The following is a 24,943-nucleotide window of genomic DNA, read 5'->3' as shown; positions in this document are numbered from 1 at the left end:
CACAGACAGCTCACAGTCAGGTCTGTCGTCCGCCCGGGCGCGCATGCCCCCACGAACGGAGTTCTCGATGTCGACACCCCGCCCGCGCCGCGTGCTCGTCCTCGCCGCCGCAGTGACCACCGCGACGCTCGCCCTGGTCGGTTGCTCCGCCGGCGGTGGCGGTGGGAAGACCGACACCGAGTGGAAGCCCGGCGCCCTGGACGAGTACCTGGCGCAGATCTACGGCTACGACTACGACGACGAGCGCAGCGACGAGGAGATCCAGGCCGACTCCGACCGGCAGAACAGTCAGGTCGAGGAGCTGGTCGCCGCCTGCATGCAGGACCAGGGCTTCGACTACACGCCGGTGGACAACAGCGGCGGTGTGTCCTTCAGCAGCGACGACCTGGACGTGCAGTGGGGCACGATCGAGTTCGCCGAGCAGTACGGCTACGGCATCAGCACCGACCCCTGGGGCACCCAGGACGACGGCGACCCCGCCGACTCCGGCGAGGAGTACGTGGACCCGAACCAGGACTACCGCGACGCGATGTCGGAGAGCGAGCAGCTCGCCTACGACGAGGCGTTGTGGGGTCCGAGCGTCGAGTACGTGGAGGGTGAGGAGTCGACCGAGTACGACTGGACCACCGCGGGCTGCTACGGCTCCGCCCAGCACGAGGTCTACGAGGGCGGCGACACCGGGACCGAGTACGCCGACCTCGAGGACGAGGTCAACCGGTTCTGGGAGACCGTGCAGGCCGACTCGCGGATGACCGAGCTGAACGCGTCCTGGACCTCCTGCATGGCGGACGAGGGCTTCGACGGGCTGACCGATGTCAACGAGTCCACCAACGCCCTGTACGACGAGTACAACGAGCTGCAGGGCTGGAACGACCCCGAGTACGCCGCGCTCGCGGACAGCTGGGACTGGGAGGCCGAGCCGGACGGTCCGCCGGCGCCGGAGGCCGACGAGGCGGCGGTGAAGGTCTTCACGGAGAAGGAGATCGCCCAGGCCGTCGCGGACGTCACCTGCCAGGAGAAGCTGGACTACACCGCGCGGCAGATGGAGATCGACCACGAGCTGCAGCAGGAGTTCGTGGACAAGAACCGCACCGAGCTGCAGGCCTGGGCCGACGCCGCCTCCGCGGGCCGGGACAAGTGAGCGCGCACCGGGACGAGCAGCCCACCGAGATCGTCGCCGCCGAGGGCGTCCCCGCCGAGGTCGAGCCGGCCGAGCTCGGGTCGGCGGACGCGACGGAGCCCGCCGCGGCGCGTCCGTCCTGGCGCACCGGTAACCGCACGCTGCTCGTGCTGGCCGGTGTCGCCGTGGTCAGCCTGATCGCGGGTCTGGGGTTGTCCCGCCTGATCGTGAACCCCGCCGAGGCCGCCGCCCGCACCGCCGCACCCGAGGCCGGGCCGATCACGGTGCCGGTGGAGAACCGCGAGCTGAGCAACGACGTGACGCTGCGCGGTGACGTGGTCTTCGACGACGCCGTCGACCTGCGGGTCGAGACCGCCGAGCTCGGCGAGCGGGCCGTGATCACCGGCCAGGTGCCGGAGGTGGGCGCCACGCTGGACGCGGGGTCGGTGGCGCTGGAGATCGCCGGGCGTCCCGTGCTGGTGCTGCCGGGCACGCTGCCCACCTACCGCACGCTGCGGATCGGGGTCTCCGGGCCCGACGTGCTGCAGCTCAAGGCGGCGCTCGGCGCGCTGGGCATCGGTGCGGGGGACGCCACCTCGGACCGCTACGACCAGGCGACCGCGGACGCGGTCGCGGAGCTGTACCGCCGATCCGGCTACCCGGTGCCGTCGGCCACCGACGAGGAGAGGCAGACCGTCACCGACGCCGAGCGGGCGGTGCGCTCGGCGCAGGCGGAGGTCACCGCCGCGGAGGGCGCGCTGGCCTCGGCCCGGAACGGCTCGACCACCGCCGCGCAGGTGGCCGCCGCGGATGCCGCGGTCCGGTCCGCCGAACGCGCGGTGACCGTGGCCCAGGCCGAGCTGGACGCCTGCGCGAGCGCCGGCTGCACGCCGGGGGAGCAGGCGCAGAAGCAGAAGGACGTCGACGACGCCCGGGATGCGGTCGCCGTGGCCCAGGCGGAGCGGGCCGGACTCGGCGCGACGCCGGACACCAGCATGGAGTCGGCGAGCCTGCAGGCGGCGCGAGACAACCTGAGTGACGCCAGGACCGCGCTGAGCGAGGCCCAGCAGGCCACCGTCGTCACGCTGCCGGCCAGCGAGATCGTGTACCTGGAGACGCTGCCCCGCCGGGTGGACGCGGTGAACGCCAAGCGCGGTGGCACGGTCGAGGGCGCGGTGATGAGCGTCTCCGGCGCCACTCTGCAGGTGGTCGGCACCGCCGCCGCCGCGGATGCGGCGCTGCTGGAGGTCGGCAGCGTCGGCAGCATCGACGTGGACGGGACGCCGGTGGCGGTCACGGTGACCGCGATCGAGGACGCCACGTCCTCGGGCTCCGGCGACGACAAGTCCACCGCCGGGCGCAAGACCGTCACGATGCAGCCCGCGGACCTGACCGCGGAGCAGACCGCGGCGTTGCAGGGCTCGAACGTCCGGGTGTCGCTCCCCGTGTCCTCGACCGGCGGCGCGGTGCTGGCGGTGCCGCTCGCCGCACTGACCGCGGGCCCGGGCGGGGAGTCCCGGGTCGAGGTGCTCGCCGAGGACGGGACCACCACCCTGGTGGAGGTCGAGACCGGCCTGGCCGCGGGCGGTTACGCCGAGGTCACCGGTGACGGCCTGGCCGAGGGCGACCTGGTCGTGGTGGGCGAGAGCGGATCCGGGGCCGCCGACGACGCCGGCGCGGACGAGGACGCGTGACCGCCCTCGACCCGGCACCGGAGCTGCCCGACCTGGTCGAGGTCCCGCCGGTGGTGGAGCTGCGAGGGGTGACCCGGGTGTTCCCAGGCGATCCGCCGGTGCACGCCCTGCACGCCAGCGATCTGGTGGTGGCGGCAGGTGACTACCTGTCCATCGTGGGTCCCTCCGGCTCGGGCAAGTCGACGCTGCTGCACCTGCTCGGCCTGCTCGACCGGCCCACGTCGGGGGAGTACCTGCTCGACGGCGAGCCGACCCGGGACATCTCCGAGGCCCGGCGCAGCGCGCTGCGCGGCGGACGAATCGGATTCGTGTTCCAGCAGTTCCACCTGCTGCCGCACCGCACCGTGCTGGACAACGTGCTGCTGGCCACCCTGTACAGCGGGGTGCCGCGGGCCGAACGGCGGGAACGGGCGCTGGCCGCGCTGGACCGGGTGCACCTGAGCCACCGGCTGCACTTCCTGCCGACCACGCTCTCCGGCGGTGAGCGGCAGCGGGTGGCGGTGGCCCGTGCGGTGGTCGCGGCGCCCCGGGTGCTGCTGGCCGACGAGCCCACCGGCAATCTGGACACCACGAACTCCGCCGGGGTGCTGGAACTGTTCGACGAGCTGCACGACGACGGCCTGACCCTGGTGGTCATCACGCACGACACTGTCGTCTCCGCCCGGGCCGACCGCCGGGTGCGGATCGCCGACGGCCGGTTGACGGAGGTGGCGTGATGAGCGACCGCTTCGGCGCCCGGGACCTGTTCCGGGAGGCGTCGGCCGGGATCGACGCGCGACCGGGACGGCTGTTCCTCACCATCCTCGGCACGGTGCTCGGCATCGCCTCCGTGGTGGTCACGGTCGGGCTGGCGCAGACCGCGGCCGGCCAGATCGCCCGGCGGTTCGACGCGGTCGCCGCGACCCAGGCGATGGCGAGCCCGGCCACGACCCGCACCGCGGACGGGTCGCAGCGGGCCACCCAGTCCCTGCCGTGGGACGCCGATGCCCGCGCCGGGCGGCTGAACGGCGTCGAGGCGGCCGGTCTGGTCGCCACGGTGGACGTCGGCGACGCCACGGTGACCGCGGTGCCGGTGAACGACCCCTCCGCGCCGGAGGCCACCTCCCCGGCCGTGCTGGCCGGGTCGGCCGGACTGCTGGACGCGGTCCGCGGCACGGTGGTGACCGGACGGTTCTTCGACGCCGGGCACGACGAGCGCGGCGACCGGGTGGTGGTGCTCGGCACCCGGGCGGCCCAGCGGCTCGGCGTGAGCCGGGTCGACGCGCAGCCCTCGGTGTTCGTCGGGGAGCGGGCCTACACGGTGATCGGGATCATCGACGGCATGCAGCGCCGCACCGATCTGCTGGACGCGGTGCTGATGCCGGACGGCACCGCCCGCCAGGACTTCGCGCTGGCCGCGCCGGAGGAGCTGCACCTGCGGATCGCGGTCGGCGCCGGGCCCCTGGTGGCCGAGCAGGTGCCGATCGCGCTGGCGCCCAACACCCCCGAGGTGGTCACCATGCAAGTGCCCTCCGGGGGATCCTCGGTGGGCAGCGACGTGCAGGCGGACATCAGCACGATCTTCCTGGCGCTCGGCGGGGTGGCGCTGCTGATCGGCGGGCTGGGCATCGCGAACGTCACCCTGCTGTCCGTGATGGAGCGGGTCGGCGAGATCGGCCTGCGCCGGGCGCTCGGCGCGCGGCGCCGGGACATCGCCAGTCAGTTCATGATCGAGTCGGCCACGGTCGGGCTGCTCGGCGGCATGGTCGGCGCGGCCCTCGGCGTCGCGGCGGTGGTCGCGGTCTCCGCCGCGCAGTCCTGGACCCCGATCCTGGACATCTGGGTCGTGCTGGGCGCAGCCGCCGGCGGCGGTGTGATCGGCCTCCTGGCCGGGATCTACCCCGCGCTCAAGGCGGCGTCGGTCGAACCGATCGCCGCGCTGCGCGGCGGCGTGTGACGACGCCGCCGTCGAGGAGGACCGGAACCGGCTCCTCGACGGCGGCGCCGGCCGGTCAGCAGCCGGAGGGCATCTCCGGGAACTCGTCCGCCGGGACCTCGAAGTTCTTCTCGTACAGCGCGGCCAGTCCGCCGTCGGTCTGCTGGCCGCACAGGAACGTGTCCAGCGCGTCGACCAGCGCGGTGTTGCCCTTCTGTACCGCCCAGGAGCCGTAGCCGATGTCCAGCGGCTCCGGCAGATCGGCCTTCTGCACCTGACCGGGGTTCGCCTTGATGTACTGCGCCAGGATGTAGTCCTCCAGCACGCTGGCCTGCGCCCGGCCGGTGGCGACCTCCAGCAGCGCGGCGTTCTGGTCCGGGAACCCGGACACGGTCGCGTTCGGGAAGCTGGTCTGGGCCAGGCTCTCGCCGGAGCTGCCCTGCAGCGCGGTGATGGTGACCCCCGCTTGGTCGAAGGCGTCCACGGTGGCATCCGTGGTGTCGCCGTCCGGCACCGCGAGCACGCTGGTGTACGGCACGTAGGCCCGGGAGAAATCGACCACCTGCTGCCGCTCCTCGGTGGCGGTCAGGCCCACCGAGACCAGGTCGAACTGCTTGCTCTGCAGCCCGGGGATCAGGCCGTTGAAGTCCAGGTTCTGGATCTGCAGCTCCACGCCGAGGTCGTCGGCCAGCGCGTTGAGCAGGTCGACGTCGTAGCCCGCGGGCTGGTTGTCGTCGTCGAGGTACATCTCGGGCGGGAACTGCAGGTTCATCCCGACCACCAGGGTGCCGGGGGTCATCAGGCCGAGGTCGTCGGACGCGTCGGCCGAGGACGATCCCGCGTCGGCGCTCCCGCCGCAGGCGGCGAGCATCCCGACCAGGGCGAGGACGGCACCGACGGCACCGGCACGTCGGGCGGGGCGTGAGTTCATCAGTCGCACAGGGGTGTCCCTTCTCGGGTCCGGAGGCGCAGGGGGTGCCGCCGGAGGGGGTCAGACCGCGGCGGGCTCGCGGCGGTCGGAGGTGGTGACGATCAGCTCCTCGATCCGGGCCCGTCGACGTGCGCGCAGCGCCCGCGCCAGCCGGCCCTGCGGCGGGCTGGACAGCAGCTTCTCGACCAGTCGGAACAGGAAGTCGATGACGAAGGCGGCGGCGACGTAGATCGCGGCGGCCGCGCTGTAGAGCACGAAGGGCTGGAAGGTGGTGCTGACCAGGTTCTGGGTGACCCGGACGACCTCCAGCAGGCCGATCACGGTGAAGGTGGAGGTGTCCTTGACCATGCCGATGAACATGCTGCCGATGTTGGGCAGCGCGATCTTGCCGGCCTGCGGCAGCACCACCGAGAAGAAGATCCGGGCCGGTCGCAGTCCCAGGGCCTGCCCGGCCTCACGCATCCCCGGCGGCACCGCGGTGAGGGCGGAGCGGAAGATCTCGGCCAGGAACGCGGAGTACAGCAGGGACAGCGCGATCACGCCGGCCTGGTAGACGCTGAACGAGATGTCGAAGGCCAGTGAGAGGCCGAAGTAGACCCAGATCACGCTGACCAGGGCCGGGATGCCGCGGAACACGTTGATGTACGCCGCGGCGATCCAGGACAACGGGGCTCGGGCCATCCGCAGCAGGGCGAGCAGCATCCCGAGCACCACGGAGACGACCAGGGCGGTCGCGGACACCCGCAGCGCCACGAACAGCCCGTCGATCAGCTCCTGCCGATGCGTCCAGATCAGGGACCAGTCCATCACTTCACCGCCTGGAGGAAGTCACGTGCGCGCTGGGTGCGGCACTCGGTGTAGAACTCGCGGCCGCCGGTCTCGACCACCTGGCCGTGTTCCAGGAAGACGGTCAGGTCGCCGACCTCGCGGGCGAAGCCGATCTCGTGGGTGACGACGACCATGGTCATGCCGGACTCGGCGACCGCCCGGATGGTGCGCAGCACCTCGCCGACCAGTTCCGGGTCCAGGGCCGAGGTGGGCTCGTCGAACAGCATCACCTGCGGGTCCAGGGCCAGGGCACGGGCGATCGCCACTCGCTGCTGCTGTCCGCCGGAGAGCTGGGCCGGGTAGTGCCCGGCGCGGGCCAGCAGGCCGACCCGGTCCAGGTCGTGAGCGGCGCGCTCGTCGGCGTCACGGCGGGACAGACCGCGCACCGAGCGCAGCGGGAGCGCGACGTTGTCCAGCGCGGTCAGGTGCGGGAACAGGTTGAACTGCTGGAACACCATGCCGACGGTCCGGCGCAGACGCACCGGGGTGCCACGCGGGTGTGCGGTGCCGGAGGCGTACTCGTGCCCGTCGACCACCAGGGACCCGGAGGTCGGTCGCTCCAGCAGGTTGATGCTGCGCAGCAGGGTGGACTTGCCCGAGCCGGAGGGGCCGAGCAGCACCACGTGTTCGCCCGGGTGCACGTCCAGGTCGATCCCGCCCAGCACCTCCAGATCGCCGAAGGACTTGCGCAGACCGCGCGTCCGGATCACCGGCCTGCGGTCGTCGGGCGGTGCGGTGGGCTCGGTGCGGGTGGTGGTCACGGTTCCTCCGGACAGGTCGACGGTCATCGGACACCTCCGTCGGTGTGGGCGTACCAGGCGGTGAAGCGGTCGATCCCGGCCACCAGGTCGGCCGCCGAGGACGCCAGCGACAGGCGCAGGTGACTGCGCGCGGCGGTGCCGAAGGCGGTGCCGGGTGCCAGGGCGACGCCGTGGTCCACCAGGTCGAGCGCGGCGGCCCGGGAGTCGGCACCCGGGGTGAGCGGCAGCATCAGGTAGAACGCGCCCGCCGGTGGGGTGACCCGGTGCCCGGCGGCGGCCAACCGGTCCACCACCAGGTCACGGCGGTCGCGGTAGGTGGCGACCATCGCGGTCACCGCGTCCTGCGGACCACGCAGCGCGGCCAGCGCCGACGCCTGGGCGGCGGCCGAGATCGAGGACAGCAGGGGCTCCTGCACCCGGGCGACCGTGGGCGCCAGCCAGGCGGGCGCGGTCAGGTAGCCGACCCGGGACCCGGTCATGGCGTAGGTCTTGGAGAAACTGAACACCCCGACCACGTCGTCCGGCGCCACCGTGAGGGCACTGGTGTGGCGACCGTCCAGGACGATCTCGTCGTAGACCTCGTCCGAGACCACGGTCACGCCGCGGCGGACGGCGGCGGTGACCAGTGCCTCGATCAGCCCCGGTTCCAGTACGGCGCCGGTCGGGTTGCCCGGGGTGTTGAGCACCAGGACCTTGGTGCGCGGGCCGATCAGGGCGGCGACCTGCTCCGGGTCGGGGCGGAAGCCGTGTGCGGGGTCCAGCGGGTAGCGCACCGGTCGGCCGCCGAGCAGCAGGGTCTGCATCTCGTAGTTCGGCCACGCCGGATCGGGGATCAGCACCTCGTCGCCCGGCTCGACCAGGACGGACAGCACGGCGGCCAGCCCCTGCACGGCGCCCTGGCTGACGACCACCCGCTCGGGGTCGTCCGGCGTGCCGTAACGGGTGTGCAGCCGGTCCGCGATCGCCGCGCGCAGCGGTGGGATCCCGGCGCTCGGGGTGTAGCGGTTCGCGGTGGCCAGGGCGGCGTCACCCGCGGCGACGATGTGCGTCGGGGTGCCGAAGTCCGGCTCGCCGATCTCCAGGTGCACCACGTCGTCCCGGCCGTAGGCCAGCATGACGATCTCCCGGATCCCCGACCCGGGGACGGCGGCGGCGTGGGCGGTCAGCCGACCCGCGCGTTCCAACACGTTCATGGATCTCTCTCTCGCCGGGTTCGATCCTTGGACGGTAGGCAGCCCGTGTTACGGCGGAAGTCATCGTGGGTAACAGGGCGAATAAGTGATAACCAAACGCGCTGAATTCTTCGCGAGTGCAAGTTACGGTGGCCGCATGATCTTGCACACCGCCTCACCCGCCCTCGGTCTGTGGAGCAGTCTGGCCGACACCGCCGCGCTGCGACTGCTGGCCGCCGCCGATCCGGACTGGCTGGTGCTGGACGCCCAGCACGGCCTGTGGTCGGACGCCACGATCGCCGCCGCGCTGCCGGTGCTGGGGTCCCCGGCGTGGGTCCGGGTGCAGGACGACCGGCCCGCGGGCATCGGCCGCGCGCTGGATGCCGGGGCGGCCGGGGTGATCGTGCCGATGGTGGAGTCCGCGGAGCAGGCCGCGGCGGTGGTGGCCGCGGTGCACTACCCGCCGCGTGGCCGGCGCAGCTGGGGACCGGCGGCCTCGCTGGTCGGCCGACCCGTGGTGCCGGCGGCCGAGGCGGATCCCGCGTGCGCGGTGATGGTGGAGACCGAGCCCGCGTTGGCGCGGGTGGCCGAGATCGCCGCGACGCCCGGGCTGGACATGATCTTCCTGGGACCCTTCGACCTGGCCCTGGCGCTCGGACGGCCGTTGGACGCGCTGCTCGACGACGGTGGCCCGCTGCGCGCGGTGGTCACTGCCTGCCACGCGCACGGGCTGCGGGCCGGGGCGTTCGCCGGGGACCCGGTCCGGGGTGCGCGACTGATCGAGCTGGGCTTCACCGAGGTGGTCGTCGGCACCGACGCGGGGCTGCTGGCCGCGGGCGCCCGTGCCGCCCTGGGCGACGCGACCGGCGCGGGGCGCGGGGGCTACTGAGCGGCGGCGGACCGTAGACGGTCCAGCTCGGCGGCCGGGTCGGCGTGCGGATCGACGTCGACGATCAGCTCGGTGACCCCCGCCGCACGCAGGGACGGCACCCGATCGGCCAGGTCGGCGCAGCGCCCGAGCGAGTCGGCGACCCGGAGCACCACCCGCACCGACCCGGGGTCCCGGCCGGCCTCGGCGGCGTGCCGGTGCAGGGCCGTGATCTCTGCGGCGAGGGTGATCGGGTCCAGCGCGGTGGCGGACTGCTGCGCCAGCCAGCCGTCGCCGAGGGTCCCGGCCCGGCGCAGGGCGGCGGAGGAGTGCCCGCCGACCAGCAGCGGGATCGGATGGGCGGGGGTCGGCAGCACCAGCAGATCCGCCGGGAGCGCGGGGGTGCGCGGTCGCCCGGTCCAGCAGTCCCGGAGCAGCTCGATCGCCGCGGAGGCGCGGGCGCCCCGCCGGTCGAACGGCACCTCGAGGGCGTCGAACTCCTCGCGCAGCCACCCGGTGCCGACGCCCAGTTCGAGCCGCCCGCCGGATAGCACGTCCAGGCTGGCCGCCTGCTTGGCCAGCAGCACCGGCTGTCGCTGCGGCAGCACCAGCACCGCGGTGCCCAGCCGGACCCGTTCGGTGACGGCGGCCGCGACGGTCAACGTGATGAGGGCCTCCAGGTAGTCGACCTCGGTGGACCAGCGCGCCACGCCGTCCTCGGCGAAGGGGTAGCGGGAGTCGACCCGGGCGGGCAGCACCACGTGGTCGCTGACCCAGAGGGCGTCGGCCCCGGCCTGTTCCAGCGCGCGGGCGGCGGCCCGGACCGCGGGGCCGGTGGCGGCCGCGCCGGTGTGCGGGAGCTTGGCGCCGATCGCGAGGGTCATCCGGCGGCCGACCAGCCGCCGTCGACCGGGAGCGCGATCCCGGTGATGTACCCGGCCTCGGGTCCGGAGAGGAAGGCCACCGCGTCGGCGATGTCCTCCGGCCGGGCCGGTCGGCCCATCGGCACCCGGGACAGCAGGGCCGCGCGGCGCTCCGGGTCGCCGAGCGAGCCCGCGGACATCGCGGTGTCGGTGACGCCGGGGGCGACCATGTTCACCGTGATGCCGTCCGCCGCCCAGTCGACCGCCAGAGCCCGGGTCAGCATGAGCACCGCGCCCTTGGACGTGGCGTAGGCGGCTTGACCCGGCAGGGCGCGCAGCGAGTTCACCGAACCGACCAGCACCACCCGGCCGCCGTCGCCCTGGGCCTGGAACCGCCGTGCGGCGGCCGCCGCGACGTCGAAGGAGCCCAGCACGTTCACCGCCAGCGAGTCCCGGACCGTGCCGGTCGGCAGCGTGGCCGCGGGGCCGGTGCGCTCGATCCCGGCACTGGTCACCACCACGTCCAGCCGGCCGTGGTGCGACACCGTCCGGGCGACCAGGTCGTCCCCGGCTCCCTCGACGGCGACGTCCGCGGTCAGGCCCAGGCCGTCCAGTTCGGCGGCGATCCGGGCGGCGGCGTCCCCGTCCCGGTCCGCGACCACTACCCGGTCGCCCCGGTCGGCCAGCCGGCGGGCCACCGCGGCCCCGATCCCCGCCCCGGCGCCGGTGACCAGGGAGATCCGCGGGCTCATGCCAGCCACCCCCCGTCCACCACGAGCATCTGACCGGTGAGGTACGACGCCTCGGCGGAGGAGGCGAAGGCGACCGCCTCGGCGACCTCCGCGGGCAGCCCCAGCCGGCCGAGCGGGATCCGGGCCGCGGCCAGGGTGGACAGCCCGGCGTCGTCGGCGCCCAGTCCGCGCATCAGGGGGGTGTCCATCGTGCCGGGCGCGACCCCGTTGACCCGGATCCCGTGCGGACCGAGCTCGCGGGCCGCCGCCTGGGTGAGCATCCGGACCGCGGCCTTGGACATGTCGTACGCCAGCATCGGGGTGGACGAGGCGGTGAAGGAGGAGGTCGAGCCGATCGTGACGATGCTGCCCGATCGGCGCGGCACCATCACGGTCGCCGCCGCCTGGACCACCGCGTAGCTGCCGCGGACGTTCACCGCGAGCGTGCGGTCGAGTCCGGACAGGTCCGGGTCGAGCACCGAGGTGGGCAGGGCGATCCCGGCACAGGCCACTGCCGTGGTCAGCGGGAGCTCCGCGTCCGCCTCGGCCACCGCGTGCCGGACGGCGTCGGCGTCGGTGACGTCCAGCGTCACCGGCCGGGCGCGACCGCCCGCGGCGGTGATCAGGTCGACGGTGGCCGCGACCCCGGTGCCGTCCCGGTCGGCCACGGTGACCAGATCGCCCCGGGCGGCCAGGCGCAGACAGATGGCGCGGCCCAGTCCGCTGGCGCCGCCGCTGACGAGGGATGCCTCAGTGTCGGTTGTCACGTGACTATGTGAGCACGCCAAAGCTACGCAGATGTAAAGCCGGTGTCGTCTTGTGACTCACAAGTGAAACAAATCCGGCCTAAGGTGCCGAGCGGATCGACAGTCGACAGACCAGGAGGCGGATCGTGAAGTTCGGCGTAGGGCTGTACTGCCTGCAGGCCACCGCGAGCACACCCCGGCATCCCAGCACCCCGTACCGCGAGCTGGTCGAGGACGCCCGGCTGCTGGAGGGCTGGGGCTACGACGGCATGTGGCTGTCGGAGCACCACTTCTTCTACGACGGGTACTGCCCGGCCCTGCTGCCGGTGGCCTCCGGACTGCTGGCCGCGACCACGCGGCTGCGGGTCGGCACCGGCATGATGCTGCTGCCGCTCCAGGACCCCGGGCGGGTCGCGCGGCTGGCCACCGACATCGCGGGCCGCTCCGGCGGTCGGCTGGACGTCGGGGTCGGACTCGGCTACCGGGACGTGGAGTTCGACGGCAAGGGGGTCCGGCGCCAGGACCGGGTCGCCCTGCACCGGGAGGGACTGACCGAGCTGCAGCGCACCGCGGTCCCGGCCGGGGCCACGATCTGGAACGGCTCGGCCACGCCGCGCGGGGTGGCGCGGGCCGGTGCGCGCGGGCAGGGGATCATGCTCTCCGGCGCGAACCCGCTGTCGCTGGTCACCGAGCTCGCCGCGGCACACCGTGCCGGCTGGGAGGAGGCCGGACGGCCGGGTGGCGTGCGGCCCCGGGTCAGTGCGCTGCGGAACTTCTGGCTCACCGACGACCGGCACGAGGCCGCGGCGGTCCTGGACTGGCAGCGGGCGAGCTACGTGCTGTACGCCGGGCTGGGCTGGGCGGTGGCGCAGCAGGATTCGACCGAGGCGATGGACTTCCGGGCCGACCTGGACAAGGCGGTCGGCCAGGCGGTCGCGACCTCGGTGGTGGGTCCCGCGGCGCAGATCGTGGACGCCCTGCACGAGGCGAGCGCGGCTGGCGTCGACGACGTGGTGCTGCGGGTGATCATCGAGGGCGCACCCGCCTCCGCCGTGCGACGGATGCTCGGCCGGATGGCCGACGAGGTGCTGCCCGCCCTGGAGAACGTGGAGGCCGTCGCATGAGGATCGGAGCCTGGCTCACCGAGGTCGCGGACGTGCGACCGGCCGCGGAGGCGGGTGCCTTCGGCGTGCTGCTGGACACCGGATCGGACACCGGCAGTGTCACCGCCGCCGAGGTCGCGACCCTGACCCGGGACTGCCGGGTGCTGGTCCGGGTCCTGCTCGGCACCGAGAACCCGGTCACCCTGGCCGAGGAGGTCGCGGTGCTGGACCACCTCAGCGCGGGGCGGGTCGTGGTGCTGGTCGATCCCGGTGCCCTGTCCGACCAGGCCGCCGCGGAGGACCTGGCGCTGCTGCGTGCCTGCTGGTCCGGTCGCCCGGTGGCGCACCACGGCGCGCGCTGGCAGGTGCCCAGCGGTGTGATGGGCGAGGGGATGCCTGAGCGGATCGCGATCACGCCGGTGCCGTCGCAGGTCGAGCTGGCGGTGTGGCTGACCCGTGCCGTCCCGGGCGTCGACCTGCCGGAGGTGATCGACGACCCGGCCGCGGCGCGGCCCGACCGGCAGGTCCAGCCCGGGGTGGCGGAGCTGACCGGCGATCTGGCCCGGGATCGCGCCCTGGTGACCGCCTGGTCCGATGCCGGGGTCACCCATCTGCTGCTGCGGCCGCCCGCACCGGCGGGTCGGGTCGCGGCCGGGACCGAGGCTGCGACATTCTTCGGGCTGTACGTCGCCCGTTACCTGCAACCGGAGGTGTCCATGCCCGGCTTCCCGCGGATCATGGCCGAGGCCGATCTGCCCGCGCGGTGGGGTCGGTGACCGCCGAGGGCGAGGGGGAGGGCACCCGGCGCCGGACCCGGCGCAGCACGCCCGCCGACACCCCGCGGCGCAACTCGATGTCCGGCCTGGCCGGGTTCATCGAGCGGCAGGGTCCGGCCGTGCCGCTCGACGACATCGACCGGGAGCTGATCCGCCGGTTGGCCGCCGACCCGCGTGCCTCCCAGCGGCAGCTGGCCCGGGAGATCAACATGTCCGGACCGGCGGTGGGCGAACGCATCGCCCGGCTGGAACGCGCCGGGGTGATCAAGGGCTACACGGTCGCCGTCGACTGGGCGGCGCTCGGCTTCCCGGTGCTGGCCTACATCCCGATCAGCATCGCCCCGGGCGCCGATCTGGCCCAGATCCTGACCGACCTGCGGGCGGTGCCGGAGCTGGAGGAGCTGGTCGCGGTGACCGGCACTTACGACCTGATCGGCCGGTTCCGGCTGCGCGACCACGCCCACCTGCAGGCGCTGCTGCTGGAGTCGCTGTGGCAGATCGACGGTCTGCAGCGGATCGAGACCTTCCTCAGCCTCGGTGAGGTGCCCGCCGGTGAGCTGCTGACCCGGCTGCTCGACCAGGGCTGAGCCTCACCCGCGCGGCGGCGCCGTGGAGTCGCCGGGCTCCAGCGAGGTCGGCACCTCGATCGACCGGGGTTCGGCGGCGGGGTCGGCGATCCGGCGGACCACCTCGGCGGCGGCCAGCTCGGCGATCCGGCGCAGCGGCTGCACCACCGCGGTCAGCCGTGGTACGGCGTGCCGGGCCAGCTCGGTCCCGTCGAAGCTCACCACGCTCAGGTCCTCCGGCCCCCTCCGTCCGGCGCTGCGGGCATGGGGGAGCGCGCCGATCGCCTGCACCTCGCCGGAGGCGAACACCGCCGTGCAACCGGCGCGCTCGATCAGGGTGGCCATCGCCTGCTGGCGGCCGTCCCGGGTGAACGAGGCGTGCTCGACCCGGGTGTCCTCGGGCTCGATCCCGGCGGAGCGCAGCGCCTCGGCCCAGCCCGCGAGCCGACGGTCCGCCACCGGCACGTCCCCGATGTCCGCCCGCAGCGGTGGCCGCGCGGCCGGTCGTGACGGTTGCCGGGTGCCGATCCCGTGGCAGCCCGGTGTGCCCCCGGGCCCGGGTTCTCGCCGACCGGGCACACCGGGCTGCCCCAGGGCGACGACTGGGACCGCCACACGGTGCCCCCAGCGGGACGTGCCCGGGTCGACCTACGAGCTGTACCGGACCGCGCTGCGAATGCGGCGGGAGCCCGGTCTGGGAGCCGCGGAGCTGAGCTGGGGGGCCGGGATCGGTTCCTCAGACCGCTCGCACCGCCGGACGCCGCCCCAGCACCGCCACCAGCCCCACCGCGAGCACCATCACCCCGCCGGCCGCGACGCCGAGCCACCCGTACCCCGGTCCGGCGATCACCTGGGCACCGGCGAGCGCCCCCACCCCGGTGCCCAGGGAGATCACCGAGGAGTTCAGCGCGACGACCACCTGCCCGTGCCGCCCGGACAACGCCAGCAGCACGTTCTGCAGCGGTGAGTTCATCGCCCACGCCGCGAACCCCCAGAGCGCGAACACCGCCACCGCCGTGACGACCGACCCGGTGGACGGTGCGAGCAGGAACAGGGCCAGGGCGGAGGTCCCCAGTGCGAGCGAGATGCTCCGGGCGGCCCCATACCGGTCGGCGAGCCGTCCGCCGACCACGTTGCCCGCCACACCGGCCAGACCATAGGCGAGCAGGACGACGGACAGGACGGCCCCGGTGATCCCGGCCAGCTCGGTCAGCATCGGTGACGCATAGGTCTGCACCATCAGCGCGGAGGCGGTCTCCAGCATCGAGACCAGCAGGGTCGCCGCGATCAGCAGCGGCAGCGCGCGGCCGCTGCCGGGGGCGCGCTCGGTGAGGGACGGGTCGACCGGGGCCGGGCCGACCGGCACGGGGCCGACGAGGTCCCGGTCGACGGGTGCCGGGGTACGGACCAGCCACAGCACCGAGGCCAGGGCCACCAGCGCCAGCACCGCGACCAGGGCGTACACCCCGCGGTAGCCGAGCACCGGTCCGAGCAGGTTGCCCGCCGGGGACCCGAGCACCGTGGCGGTGGTCAGACCGCCGAACACGGTGGCGACCGCCCGGCCACGACCGCCGGGCGGGGCGAGCCGGGCGGCGAGCACGGTGGCGGTGGGGGTGAACCCACCGGCGGCGACCGCGGACAGCCCGCGCAGCACGGCGACCGCGGTGTACGTGGTGGCCAGGGCGGTGGCCGCGGCGGTGAGGGCGAACAGGGCGAGCGCCAGGCCCATCAGGAGCCGACGGGGCAGGCGGCGCACGACCAGGGTCAGCAGCGGGGTGGCGACCGCGTAGGTGAAGCCGTACACGCTGACCAGGGTGCCGACCCGGGTGACGGGCACGTCCAGGTCGGCGGAGACGCTGGGCACCAGCCCGGCCATCACGTAGGAGCCGAAGCCGATCGCGAAGGTGCCGGTGGCCAGGGGCCAGAGCCGGGCACGGGCCACCGCGGGGGGAGCCTCGACGCTCACACCGTCACCGGACGGTCCCGCCAGGACCCGCCGGGCAGGGCGTCCAGCTCCCGGACCGCGGCATGTTCGGCCAGATAGCCCAGGACGGTGCGGCCGTCGGACAGGTCGACCCAGCCGAGTCCGAGCGGCGGCAGGCTCTCGGCGAGCAGGTCAGCCAGTGCGGGGCGGGGCAGGCGCCAGAGCTCGCCGACCACGGTGCGGTCCTCGCCGGGGGCGCGGACCAGTCCGGGACGGTCGAGCGGATCGCCGAGCGCCACCAGCCGGTAGCCGGGGGCGGTGCGGACCTCGCCGAGCGGCCGGGCACCGTGGCGGCGCAGACGGCCGTGCAGCGGGAGGCCGGACAGGTGGGCACCGACCACCAGCAGGTCGACGGCCCGGTCGTCGTCGGAGAGCGGTAGCGGCGTCCCCAGGATGCGGGCGGCGAGGTCGAGCGCGCCGGCGTCGGTGAAGCCGGGGGTCAGGACGCTGACGCCGATCCCGGGGGTCGGGACCGCCACCGCGGTGTAGCCGAACAGATTGCAGAAGTTGGTGAAGGTGCCGAGCCGGGAGTTCACGCCCACCGGGTCCGCGGCCACCTCGGCCAGGGTCGGGTGGTGCGTGGTGGTGGGCAGCAGCAGACCGTCCGCGCCGACCTCGGCCAGGGCGCGTTCCGCGGCGGCGCGCAGCTCCGCCAGAGTGATCAGGTCGGCGGCGTAGCGGTGCGCGGGCAGGTCCCGGGCGGCCCCGATGATCGCTCCGACCGTCGGGTCCAGGCCGTCGGGTGCGGACTCGACCAGGGGACCGACCGCCGCCCAGCGCTCGGCGACGAACGCGCCGTCGTAGAGCAGGCGGGCGGCGGCCAGGAACGGGGCGAGGTCGATCTCGCGCAGCTCGATGCCGGTGATCGTGGACCGGAGCCCGTCGAACGCGGCGCGCCACTGCGGGTCGACGGCCGACAGGTCCTCGGCGCGGGGGACGGCCAGCACCGGGTGCTCGGGACCGGCGAGCGGGGCGTGGGCGGGCACCGGCCGGGCCAGGGCGTCCACCCCGTCCGGCCCGGACATCAGCCGGACTGCGAGCGCGGCCAGCGGCAGGTCCCGGGCGAAGACGCTCACGCAGTCCAGCGACCGGCAGGCGGGCAGCACGCCGGTGGTCGGCACCAGACCGGGGGTGGGCTTGATCCCGACGATGCCTTGCAGCGCGGCGGGCACCCGGCCGGAGCCGGCGGTGTCGGTGCCGAGCGCCAGGTCCACGATCCCCAGCGCGACCGCCACCGCGGAACCGGAGGAGGACCCGCCGGAGATCCGCTCCGGGTCGGCGGCCGACCGCACCGCGCCGTAGGGGCTGCGGGTGCCGACCAGGCCGGTGGCGAACTGGTCCAGGTTGGTCTTGCCGAGCACCACGGCCCCGGCGGCCCGCAGCCGTGCGACCGCGGTGGCGTCCGCCTCCGGGGTCCAGGCCACGCCGGGGCAACCCGCCGTGGTGGGCAGCCCGGCGACATCGATGTTGTCCTTGACCGCCACCAGGCGGCCGAGCAGCGGCAGGTCCTCGCCCGCCGCCGCCCGGGCCTGCTGCGCCGCGGCCTCGGCCTCCACGTCGGCCTGGGGGCGGAGGTGGATCCAGACCTCCGGGCGGTCGACCGCCGCGATCCGGTCGTAGGCCGCGACGACGTTCACCGCGGGTCCTCGACGATCATCCGGACCGGGGTGGGGTCGAAGCCGTTGCACGGGTTGTTGATCTGCGGGCAGTTGGACACCAGCACCAGCACGTCCCGCTCGGCCCGGAGCGTGAGAGTCAGCCCGGGGGAGGACAGGCCGTCCACGATGCCGAGCGCCCCGTCCGCCTCCACCGGCACATTCATGTACCAGTTGATGTTGCTGACCAGGTCCCGTTTGTCCAGCCCCCAGCGGGCGCCCTCGGCCAGGAAGTTCTCCACGCAGGCGTGCTGGTGCACGGTGTGGTGGCCGTAGCGCAGCGAGTTCGACTCCTTGGAGCACGCCCCGCCGATGGTGTCGTGCCGGCCCACGTCGTCCCGGACCAGGGTCATCAGCGGCTGGTCGTCCGAGGCGCGCAGCACCGACCCGGTGGTCAGGTAGACGTTGCGCTGCGCGGCGATGGTGGCCGAGGCCGAGTACCGGACGCCGGTGTCGTGCGCGTCGTACAGCAGGCAGTCGACCGCCTGATTGCCCTCCAGGTCCACGATGGTCAGCTCGTGCCCGGCGGGGACCACGGCGGACCACGGGGCGCGGCGGGGGACGACCTGGTCGAGAACGATGGTCATGGTCACAGCCCCTTCGCTCGGGCGTAGTCGGTGGTGTTGGCGTAGGCCCGGGCCGCCTCCGGGGTGGCGGTGGCCAGCGGGTCGGACAGCGCGGTCGGCTCACCGCGCCAGGCCCGCAGGCGCAGCGGGGTGGACACGTACTCCGGGCGGGGGTCGACCGGATGCGGGACGTTGGCCAGCAGCACCAGGCAGGGCAGCTCCAGCCGCAGCCGGACTGTGGCGCCCGGACCCGCGGAACCGGTGAACTCGGTGCTGCCGTCGTCGGCGATCCGCACCCCCTGGAACAGGCTGACGCTCGGCGGGACGTCCCGGGGGGACAGCCCCTGCTTCAGTGCCGCCAGGGTCAGCAGCTCCCGGCCGGCGGGGGTGCCGCCCTGCGGCGAACCGTCGCCGTACCGGCGCTCGTTCGCGGCCCGGGTCGAGGTGCCGCAGAAGGTGTCGTGCCGACCCGAGGTGTCGGTGAGCACGGTGGCGAGCACGCGGCCGCGGTCGGAGAGCAGCAGGGATCCGGCACCCAGGTAGGCCTGCCACTGGATCTTGACCGTGTCCGCGACGTTCAGCCGCTCGTCCACCTGGGCGGCGTTGGTCAGCACCAGGTGCGCGCAGGCGTCGCCGAGCAGGTCGGTCAGCTCCAGCACGGTGCCCGCTGTGAAGGCCAGGCTGGTGTAGTTGCCGCCCGCGACCGTCTCCGCGTGCAGGCGCTCCCCAGCGTCGGCGGGCCAGTCGGCCGCGTCCGCTGCCGGGACGGTGGGCATGGTCTCCACGACGGTGCCGCCCTGGGCGCGGGCGTGGTCCCGGGCGCCCAGCGGGTCGGCGGTGCTCACAGGGCCACCGCCGACGCGGTCGCCCGGGCCACCTCGGGGTTCTCCGGCGCGGTGGCCAGCCAGTCCTGCACCTGGTCCGCGGTGACCAGGGCGTCGGTCTGCAGGTAGCCGATCGCCCGGAGCGCCGCGTCGTGCGCCTCCTGGCTGGAGCCGCCCACCGCATCCGTCACCACCCGCACCCGGTAGTCGTGCTGGTGCGCGTCGACCGCGGTGTAGTGGATGCAGACATCGGTCAGCCCGCCGATCAGGATCACGGTCTCCGCCCGGTAGGCCTTGAGCACGATCTCCAGCTCGGTGCCGAAGAACGCGGAGTAGCGGCGCTTGCGGATCAGGAACTCGTCCGGTCGCGGGTCCAGGCCCTGCGCCAGCTCGGTCTCCGGCCAGCCCTCCACGCAGTGCGGGCCCTCGGCGCCGTCCAGCTCCCGGCCGATGTCGATCAGCGAGGGCTTGTGCACCTCCTGGATCCAGACCACCGGGATGCCCTGCTCCCGGCTCCTGGCGATCAGGGACCGGACCCGCGGCGCGCGCTCGGTGCGCCCGGGCATGTACGGGATCTCGGTGCGGGACTCGGCCCGCTCCACGTCACCGCCCTGGATGTCGACGACGATCAGGACGGCGTTGCCGGTGACGTTCATGGCTGTTCCTTTCCTCATCGCGCTCAGGCGAGCGCGATGCGACGGTCGGCGGCGGCCTGCAGGCAGTCGACGAGGGTGTTGAGCAGGACGTAGACGATGCCGAGCACCAGGGCGACCCCCGCGATCGCGGGGAAGTCGGAGGCGGCCACGGACTTGTCGAGGTAGGAGCCGACCCCGGGCCAGTCGAAGATCTTCTCGACCACGACCAGGCCGGCCAGCAGCATCCCGGCCTGGATCCCGACCATCGACAGGGTGGGGCCCAGGGAGTTGCGCACCGCGTGCCGGACCAGGATCTGGCGCTCGCTCATCCCGGCGGACCGGGCGGTGCGGGCGTGGTCGGCGGACATGTTGGCCTTCAGCCCGTCCACCAGCACCCGGCCGATGGCGACCGCGGGGGAGATCGCCGCGCACAGGGCGGGCAGCGCCAGATGCGCCACCGCGTCGCCCATGACGTCGAACCGCCCCGCGAGCAGCCCGTCCAGCACCAGGAACCCGGTAGGCCCGGCAGGGGCGTCCCTCAACCCGGTGCGGCCGCCGGACGGCAACCAGCCCAGCTGGGCGTAGAACACCAGCAGACCCACCATGCCGAGCAGGAAGGTCGGCGCGGCGGCCCCGGACAGCAGGACCACCCGGACGATCCCTGCGCCCTTCCAGGCCAGCGTGGTCAACGCGGCGAACGCCACCCCGAGCACCAGAGCGATCCCCAGCACCCAGGCCGCGAGCTCCAGGCTCGCGGGCAGCACCTGCGCCAGGTTCTCCGACACCGGGGTCCGGCTGCGCAGCGAGTTCTGCAGGTCGCCGTGCAGCAGCCCGTCCAGGTAGGTCAGATACCGGGAGACCAGCGGTTCGTCCAGACCGAGGCGCTCGCGGGCGGCGGCCACCGCGTCGGCGGAGGCATTGGTCCCCACGTAGGCCTTGGCCGGGTCTACCCCGGAGACCTCCTGCAGGCCGAACAGCGCCATGGTGAGCGCCAGCAGGACGCCCAGGGTGGCCGCCACCCGCTTGATCAGGAACATCACCATGTCGGCATCTCCTTCTGCGATTGGGTGGTCATCAGCGGCCGCGCATCAGGTCGCGGACGCCGTCACCGGCGAGGTTGGCGGCCAGGGCGATGACCAGCACCGCCAGGCCCGGGAAGATCGGCACCCACCAGGCCTTCAGCAGGTAGGCCATGCCCTGCGCGGCCATCGCGCCCAGCTCCGGGGCGGGCGCGGGGGAGGACAGGCCGATGAAGGACAGCCCGGACAGGGCGACCACCAGGCCGCCGACGTCCAGGGAGGCGGCGACCACGAGGGTGGAGCGCACTCCCGGCAGCAGGTGCCGGGTGACCCGCATCCCCCACGGCGTCCCGGCCAGGCGGGCCGCCTCCAGGTGCGGACGCGCGGCCCAGGCACGGACCTCGCCGCGCACCAGCCGGGCATACAGCGGCCACCAGACCACCGCCACGCCGATCAGTGCGCTGGTGAAGCTGGCACCGAGCGCGGCGGCGACCGCCATCGCGATCACCAGGCCGGGCAGGGCCAGGAACAGGTCGGTGGTCCGCATCAGGAGCGAGTCCACCCAGCCCGGCAGTGCCCCGGCCAGCAGGCCGATCAGTCCGCCGATCAGCACCCCGGAGACGATCACGAGCGCCGCGGCGGCGAGGCTGGACCGCATGCCGAACAGCAGCCGGGACAGGATGTCGTAGCCGAGGGCGTCGGTGCCGAACAGGTGGCCGGGGCTGCCGGGAGGGAGGAAGGCGTCCCCGCTGCGCAGGATCGGCGAGTGCGGGGCGAGCACCGGGGCGGCCAGCGCCACCACGACGATCAGCGCCAGCACCCCGATCGCGACCAGGTCCACCCCGACCGCGCGGTGCCGGACGGCGGTGACCCGGGCCCAGCGTCGGGCGGCCCGGCCGGGGGCGACGGCGGTCAGCGTGGTCATCGGGCGGCTCCGATCGGACGACGGTGCTGCGGGCCGGGGATCGCGGCCAGCAGGGTGCGCGTGTACTCGTGCTCCGGCGCGGCGCAGACCCGGTCGGTCGGCCCGGCCTCGACGATCCGGCCCTCGCGCATCACCGCGATCCGGTCGGCGACGATCCGGGCGGCGGCCAGGTCGTGCGTGACGAACAGCACCGACATGCCCAGCTCGCGGCGCAGCCGGCCGATCAGGTTCAGCACCGTGGCGGCCAGGGAGACGTCCAGGGCGCTGGTCGGCTCGTCGCAGAGCAGCACGGTCGGCGGCACGATCACCGCGCGGGCCAGTGCCACCCGCTGACGCTGCCCGCCGGAGAGCTGGTCGCCGCGCGCCCGGGCGGTGTCCTCGGGCAGGCCCACCGTGCGCAGCGCGTCCAGCACCCGGGCCCGCCGCTGGTCCCGGGACATACCGGTGACGTGCGACCGCAGCCGCTCGTCCAGCATGGTGCCGACCCGCAGCCAGGGGGTGAGCGAGGCGCCGGCGTCCTGGAAGACCATCTGCGGCCGGGCGCCCTCGGCGAGGACGACCGACCCGGAGGTCACCGTCTCCAGTCCGGCCACCACCCGCAGCAGGGTGGATTTGCCGCAGCCGCTCTCGCCGACCAGGGCCACCGCCTCACCGGCCTTGACCTCCAGGTCGACGCCGCGCAGCGCGGGCAGCACCCGGCGCTTCCACGGCGGCCCGGACCGGAACTCCCGGTGCACGCCGGTGACCGTGACCGCCGCGGTGGGCCGGATCGGCGCGGGCGGCCAGACCTCGGGCAGCGCGGGGGTCGGTGCGCCCGGGGCCAGGTCCAGCACCCCGTCCGCGCCGACCGCCACGTCGTCGTCGCCCAGGGCCGCGCCACCGGCCGACGGGGGCGTGGTCACCGGCATGGCGGCCAGCGGTCGGTCCCGCGGGGTGGACAGGTCGATCCGGGACCGCAGCAGGTTCTTCGTGTAGCGGTGCTGCGGGTCGCCGAACACCTGGTCCACCCCGGCGGACTCCACGATCCGGCCGGTCTGCATCACCGCGATGCGGTCGCAGACCTGGGCGGCCACGCCGAGGTCGTGGGTGACGAACACGATCGAGCAGCCGATCTCCTCCCGAAGGGTCAGCAGCAGGTCGAGGATCTGCGCCTGCACCGTGACGTCGAGGGCGGTGGTCGGCTCGTCGGCGAGGATCAGGGACGGCCGGCGGGCCACCGCGAGCGCGATCATCACGCGCTGCCGCAGGCCGCCGGAGAGCTGGTGCGGGTACGCCTTCAACCGGTCGGCGGCGTGCGGGATGCCCACGTCCTGCAGCAGGGACAGCGCCTGCGCCCGGTCCCGGGTGACCTCGGCCAGCTGCCGGCCGACGGTCATGGTCGGGTCCAGGGAGGTCATCGGATCCTGGAACACCGCGCCGACGTGCGCACGGCGGGTGGCCCGGCGCACCGGGTCCGGCGCGTGGACCATGTCGGTGCCGGCCAGGTCGATCGAGCCGGAGACCACCGGTCGGGCGGTCGCGGGCAGCAGACCCATCACCGCCAGGCCGAGGATGCTCTTGCCCGAGCCCGATCCGCCGACCAGACCGAGCACCTCGCCCGGTGCCACGGACAGGTCGACACCGCGGACGGCGTGCACGCTCTCCCCGTCCCGGCTGAGCCGGACGTCGAGGCCGGAGACCTGCAGGACGTGGGTCATCGCGTCAGCCCCGGCCCAGCGCCGCGAAGTGCAGCACGTTGTACTCCAGGACGTTCTGCGCCTCGGTGGCGCCGGTGACGTCCGGGGTGGTCAGCAGCGTGGTGTTCAGCGACCCGATGGAGTACCAGTACCGGGTGGCGTTGACCGCCTGGGCGACCGGTGCGTAGGCCGAGACGTCCGCGCTGGACCGGGCGGTGTCCAGCAGATCGGTCAGGCCGGGGGCCTCGGCACCGAACAGGTCCAGCCCGCCGGCCGGGGTGTAGATGATCGAGGCCCAGGCGTCCGGGTGCCCGGCGTCCGGGAACACCGAGAACACCGCCAGGTCCGGCCCGTCGGCGCCCTCGTCCGCGATGCCGTAGATCGTGCCGGCGGAGTAGGCGACCGCCTCGGCCGGGATGCCCGCCGAGCTCAGCCGGGAACCGAGCTCCTCGGCCACCGCCTTGCCGTCCGCGCTGGACCCCGCGTACGCGATCCGGACCGTGCCGGAGTCGGGGGTGCCCAGGCTCGACCACGCGTCGGCGTCGTAGCTGATGCCCTGGTCGTCGATCCCGGCGTCCACCATGCCCTGCGGGAACAGCTGGTCGGTCGGGACCTCCAGCGAGCCCATCGCCTCCTCGATGATCGACTCCTTGTCGATCCCGGCGAACAGCGACTCCCGGGCGTCCACGGTCGACAGCCAGCTCGACCCGGGGTTCACGTAGATCATCTGGGTGGTGAAGTTCGCGAAGGTGCTGGTGGTGACGTCCTCGCTGTCCGCGAAGGACTCGAAGGAGGTCTTGTTCAGGTTGCCCAGGATCGCGTCGATCTCCCCGCGTTCCAGCTGCAGCTGCGCGGAGGAAGCGTTCTCGGCGACCTGCAGCTCGATGTCGGTCAGCTCAGGCGCGTCGCCCCAGTAGCCGTCGTAGGCGGTCAGCTCGTAGCGCTCACCGGTCTCGACGGCGGTGAGCTCGTAGGGACCGGTGCCCGCGTCGTGCGTGGTCAGGTAGGTCTGCGCGAGGTCGTCACCGGCCTGCTCGTCCAGCACGGTGGGGCTGATCATCTTCACCCCGAACGGCGAGGCCAGGTAGTCCAGGAACGCCTGGTTCGGTGCGCTGAGGGTGATCACCGCGGTGAGGTCGTCCGGGGTCTCGACGCTCACCACGTCGCCGACCATGTAGGCCGGGCCGGCGTCGACCTGCGTGCGCCGCTCGAAGGAGCGCTGCACCGCCGCGGAGGTGAAGGCGGTGCCGTCGTGGAAGGTCACCCCGTCGCGCAGGGTGAAGGTGTAGGTCAGGCCGTCGTCGGAGACCGTCCACTCCTCGGCCAGCTCCGGCACGATCTCCGGGCTCTCCACCCCGTCCTGGTAGGCGACCAGGCCCTCGTAGGTGTTCTCGATGATGTTCAGGCCCGGTCCGTCGTAGTTCACGTCCGGGTCCGGCGGGGTGGTGTAGCCGGTGAGCATCACGGCGGTGAAGACGTCGCCGCCGCCGGAGGAGGTGGAACCGATGGTGCCGCTCTGGCCGCAGGCGGTCAGGGCCAGCAGACCGGCGACGGCGGGCAGGGCGACCAGGGCGGCGCGGGCACG

The 24,943-nt window shown here is 73.9% G+C and carries 25 protein-coding genes; 8 read left to right on the top strand and 17 right to left on the bottom strand.

Going from position 1 to position 24,943, the window contains the following annotated elements:
* Positions 1 to 67: 67 nt before the first annotated feature.
* The 4 genes from OGL89_RS06635 to OGL89_RS06620 are packed head-to-tail and all read left to right on the top strand — an operon-like array spanning position 68 to position 4,750.
* Positions 68 to 1,141, top strand: a complete 1,074-nt coding sequence (locus tag OGL89_RS06635) for a hypothetical protein (RefSeq protein WP_263119125.1) — start codon at positions 68 to 70, stop codon at positions 1,139 to 1,141.
* Positions 1,138 to 2,814: a hypothetical protein gene (locus OGL89_RS06630; RefSeq protein WP_263119124.1), complete on the top strand. Its 1,677-nt coding sequence runs from the start codon at positions 1,138 to 1,140 to the stop codon at positions 2,812 to 2,814. Before OGL89_RS06635 ends, OGL89_RS06630 begins: the two co-directional genes overlap by 4 nt.
* Positions 2,811 to 3,530 (top strand): ABC transporter ATP-binding protein, encoded by a 720-nt coding sequence (locus tag OGL89_RS06625; RefSeq protein ID WP_263119123.1) that lies wholly within the window; start codon positions 2,811 to 2,813, stop codon positions 3,528 to 3,530. The genes OGL89_RS06630 and OGL89_RS06625 overlap by 4 nt, the downstream gene beginning before the upstream one ends.
* Positions 3,530 to 4,750, top strand: a complete 1,221-nt coding sequence (locus OGL89_RS06620) for an ABC transporter permease (protein WP_263119122.1) — start codon at positions 3,530 to 3,532, stop codon at positions 4,748 to 4,750. The genes OGL89_RS06625 and OGL89_RS06620 overlap by 1 nt, the downstream gene beginning before the upstream one ends.
* Before the next feature lie 55 nt (positions 4,751 to 4,805).
* Here the strand turns inward: OGL89_RS06620 and OGL89_RS06615 are convergent, their stop codons facing one another.
* From OGL89_RS06615 to OGL89_RS06600, 4 genes are read right to left on the bottom strand one after another with little or no spacing between them, the layout of a single operon-like run.
* The gene (locus OGL89_RS06615) at positions 4,806 to 5,660 is read right to left on the bottom strand and encodes an ABC transporter substrate-binding protein (RefSeq protein ID WP_263119121.1); all 855 of its coding nucleotides are present in this window, start codon (positions 5,658 to 5,660) and stop codon (positions 4,806 to 4,808) included.
* 60 nt (positions 5,661 to 5,720) lie between these two features.
* The gene (locus OGL89_RS06610; protein WP_263119120.1) at positions 5,721 to 6,467 is read right to left on the bottom strand and encodes an amino acid ABC transporter permease; all 747 of its coding nucleotides are present in this window, start codon (positions 6,465 to 6,467) and stop codon (positions 5,721 to 5,723) included.
* On the bottom strand, positions 6,467 to 7,276 hold the full coding sequence (locus OGL89_RS06605; protein ID WP_276582101.1) for an amino acid ABC transporter ATP-binding protein: 810 nt from the start codon (positions 7,274 to 7,276) through the stop codon (positions 6,467 to 6,469). The genes OGL89_RS06610 and OGL89_RS06605 overlap by 1 nt, the downstream gene beginning before the upstream one ends.
* The gene (locus OGL89_RS06600; protein ID WP_263119119.1) at positions 7,273 to 8,442 is read right to left on the bottom strand and encodes an aminotransferase class I/II-fold pyridoxal phosphate-dependent enzyme; all 1,170 of its coding nucleotides are present in this window, start codon (positions 8,440 to 8,442) and stop codon (positions 7,273 to 7,275) included. Before OGL89_RS06600 ends, OGL89_RS06605 begins: the two co-directional genes overlap by 4 nt.
* Before the next feature lie 136 nt (positions 8,443 to 8,578).
* Here OGL89_RS06600 and OGL89_RS06595 point away from each other — a divergent pair, with 136 nt between their 5' ends.
* A complete protein-coding gene (locus OGL89_RS06595) occupies positions 8,579 to 9,310 on the top strand; it encodes an aldolase/citrate lyase family protein (RefSeq protein WP_263119118.1) in 732 nt (243 codons plus the stop codon).
* Here OGL89_RS06595 and OGL89_RS06590 read toward each other — a convergent pair.
* The 3 genes from OGL89_RS06590 to OGL89_RS06580 are packed head-to-tail and all read right to left on the bottom strand — an operon-like array spanning position 9,304 to position 11,650.
* Positions 9,304 to 10,173 (bottom strand): TIGR03619 family F420-dependent LLM class oxidoreductase, encoded by an 870-nt coding sequence (locus OGL89_RS06590; protein ID WP_263119117.1) that lies wholly within the window; start codon positions 10,171 to 10,173, stop codon positions 9,304 to 9,306. The genes OGL89_RS06595 and OGL89_RS06590 overlap by 7 nt on opposite strands.
* The gene (locus OGL89_RS06585) at positions 10,170 to 10,904 is read right to left on the bottom strand and encodes an SDR family oxidoreductase (RefSeq protein ID WP_263119116.1); all 735 of its coding nucleotides are present in this window, start codon (positions 10,902 to 10,904) and stop codon (positions 10,170 to 10,172) included. Before OGL89_RS06585 ends, OGL89_RS06590 begins: the two co-directional genes overlap by 4 nt.
* Positions 10,901 to 11,650: an SDR family oxidoreductase gene (locus OGL89_RS06580; RefSeq protein WP_263119115.1), complete on the bottom strand. Its 750-nt coding sequence runs from the start codon at positions 11,648 to 11,650 to the stop codon at positions 10,901 to 10,903. The genes OGL89_RS06585 and OGL89_RS06580 overlap by 4 nt, the downstream gene beginning before the upstream one ends.
* 125 nt (positions 11,651 to 11,775) lie before the next feature.
* Here OGL89_RS06580 and OGL89_RS06575 point away from each other — a divergent pair, with 125 nt between their 5' ends.
* Genes OGL89_RS06575 through OGL89_RS06565 form a run of 3 tightly spaced genes read left to right on the top strand, consistent with a single transcriptional unit; the run spans position 11,776 to position 14,095 of the window.
* Entirely contained in the window at positions 11,776 to 12,753 is a 978-nt protein-coding gene (locus tag OGL89_RS06575; protein ID WP_263119114.1) for an LLM class flavin-dependent oxidoreductase, read from the top strand.
* Entirely contained in the window at positions 12,750 to 13,508 is a 759-nt protein-coding gene (locus OGL89_RS06570) for an LLM class flavin-dependent oxidoreductase (protein WP_263119113.1), read from the top strand. Before OGL89_RS06575 ends, OGL89_RS06570 begins: the two co-directional genes overlap by 4 nt.
* Positions 13,505 to 14,095: an Lrp/AsnC family transcriptional regulator gene (locus tag OGL89_RS06565; protein WP_263119112.1), complete on the top strand. Its 591-nt coding sequence runs from the start codon at positions 13,505 to 13,507 to the stop codon at positions 14,093 to 14,095. Before OGL89_RS06570 ends, OGL89_RS06565 begins: the two co-directional genes overlap by 4 nt.
* A 3-nt stretch (positions 14,096 to 14,098) precedes the next feature.
* Here OGL89_RS06565 and OGL89_RS06560 read toward each other — a convergent pair whose 3' ends face one another.
* The 10 genes from OGL89_RS06560 to OGL89_RS06515 all read right to left on the bottom strand — a co-directional run.
* Positions 14,099 to 14,533 (bottom strand): substrate-binding domain-containing protein, encoded by a 435-nt coding sequence (locus OGL89_RS06560; RefSeq protein WP_263119111.1) that lies wholly within the window; start codon positions 14,531 to 14,533, stop codon positions 14,099 to 14,101.
* 277 nt (positions 14,534 to 14,810) lie between these two features.
* Positions 14,811 to 16,040, bottom strand: a complete 1,230-nt coding sequence (locus tag OGL89_RS06555; RefSeq protein WP_263119110.1) for an MFS transporter — start codon at positions 16,038 to 16,040, stop codon at positions 14,811 to 14,813.
* Positions 16,037 to 17,695 carry an allophanate hydrolase gene (gene atzF / locus OGL89_RS06550; protein WP_263119108.1) on the bottom strand — a complete coding sequence of 553 codons (1,659 nt, stop codon included), beginning with the start codon at positions 17,693 to 17,695 and terminating at the stop codon, positions 16,037 to 16,039. The genes OGL89_RS06555 and atzF overlap by 4 nt, the downstream gene beginning before the upstream one ends.
* Positions 17,692 to 18,300: an urea amidolyase associated protein UAAP2 gene (locus OGL89_RS06545; RefSeq protein ID WP_263119107.1), complete on the bottom strand. Its 609-nt coding sequence runs from the start codon at positions 18,298 to 18,300 to the stop codon at positions 17,692 to 17,694. The genes atzF and OGL89_RS06545 overlap by 4 nt, the downstream gene beginning before the upstream one ends.
* Positions 18,301 to 18,302: 2 nt before the next feature.
* On the bottom strand, positions 18,303 to 19,124 hold the full coding sequence (locus OGL89_RS06540; protein WP_263119106.1) for an urea amidolyase associated protein UAAP1: 822 nt from the start codon (positions 19,122 to 19,124) through the stop codon (positions 18,303 to 18,305).
* Positions 19,121 to 19,759 (bottom strand): isochorismatase family cysteine hydrolase, encoded by a 639-nt coding sequence (locus tag OGL89_RS06535; protein WP_263119105.1) that lies wholly within the window; start codon positions 19,757 to 19,759, stop codon positions 19,121 to 19,123. The genes OGL89_RS06540 and OGL89_RS06535 overlap by 4 nt, the downstream gene beginning before the upstream one ends.
* 23 nt (positions 19,760 to 19,782) lie before the next feature.
* A complete protein-coding gene (locus OGL89_RS06530; protein ID WP_263119104.1) occupies positions 19,783 to 20,781 on the bottom strand; it encodes an ABC transporter permease in 999 nt (332 codons plus the stop codon).
* 31 nt (positions 20,782 to 20,812) lie between these two features.
* Positions 20,813 to 21,682, bottom strand: coding sequence for an ABC transporter permease (locus tag OGL89_RS06525; protein ID WP_263119103.1), 870 nt, complete (start codon positions 21,680 to 21,682; stop codon positions 20,813 to 20,815).
* Positions 21,679 to 23,379 (bottom strand): ABC transporter ATP-binding protein, encoded by a 1,701-nt coding sequence (locus OGL89_RS06520; RefSeq protein ID WP_263119102.1) that lies wholly within the window; start codon positions 23,377 to 23,379, stop codon positions 21,679 to 21,681. The genes OGL89_RS06525 and OGL89_RS06520 overlap by 4 nt, the downstream gene beginning before the upstream one ends.
* 4 nt (positions 23,380 to 23,383) lie before the next feature.
* Positions 23,384 to 24,943 (bottom strand): ABC transporter substrate-binding protein (locus OGL89_RS06515; protein ID WP_263119101.1); only part of this gene is annotated, 1,560 nt, incomplete at its 5' end.

The organism is Cellulomonas sp. RIT-PI-Y (assembly GCF_025642745.1).
Classification (GTDB): Bacteria; Actinomycetota; Actinomycetes; order Actinomycetales; family Cellulomonadaceae; genus Cellulomonas.
The sequence above is the reverse complement of the archived record's forward strand: the minus strand, read 5'-3'. Positions and strand labels throughout refer to the sequence as shown.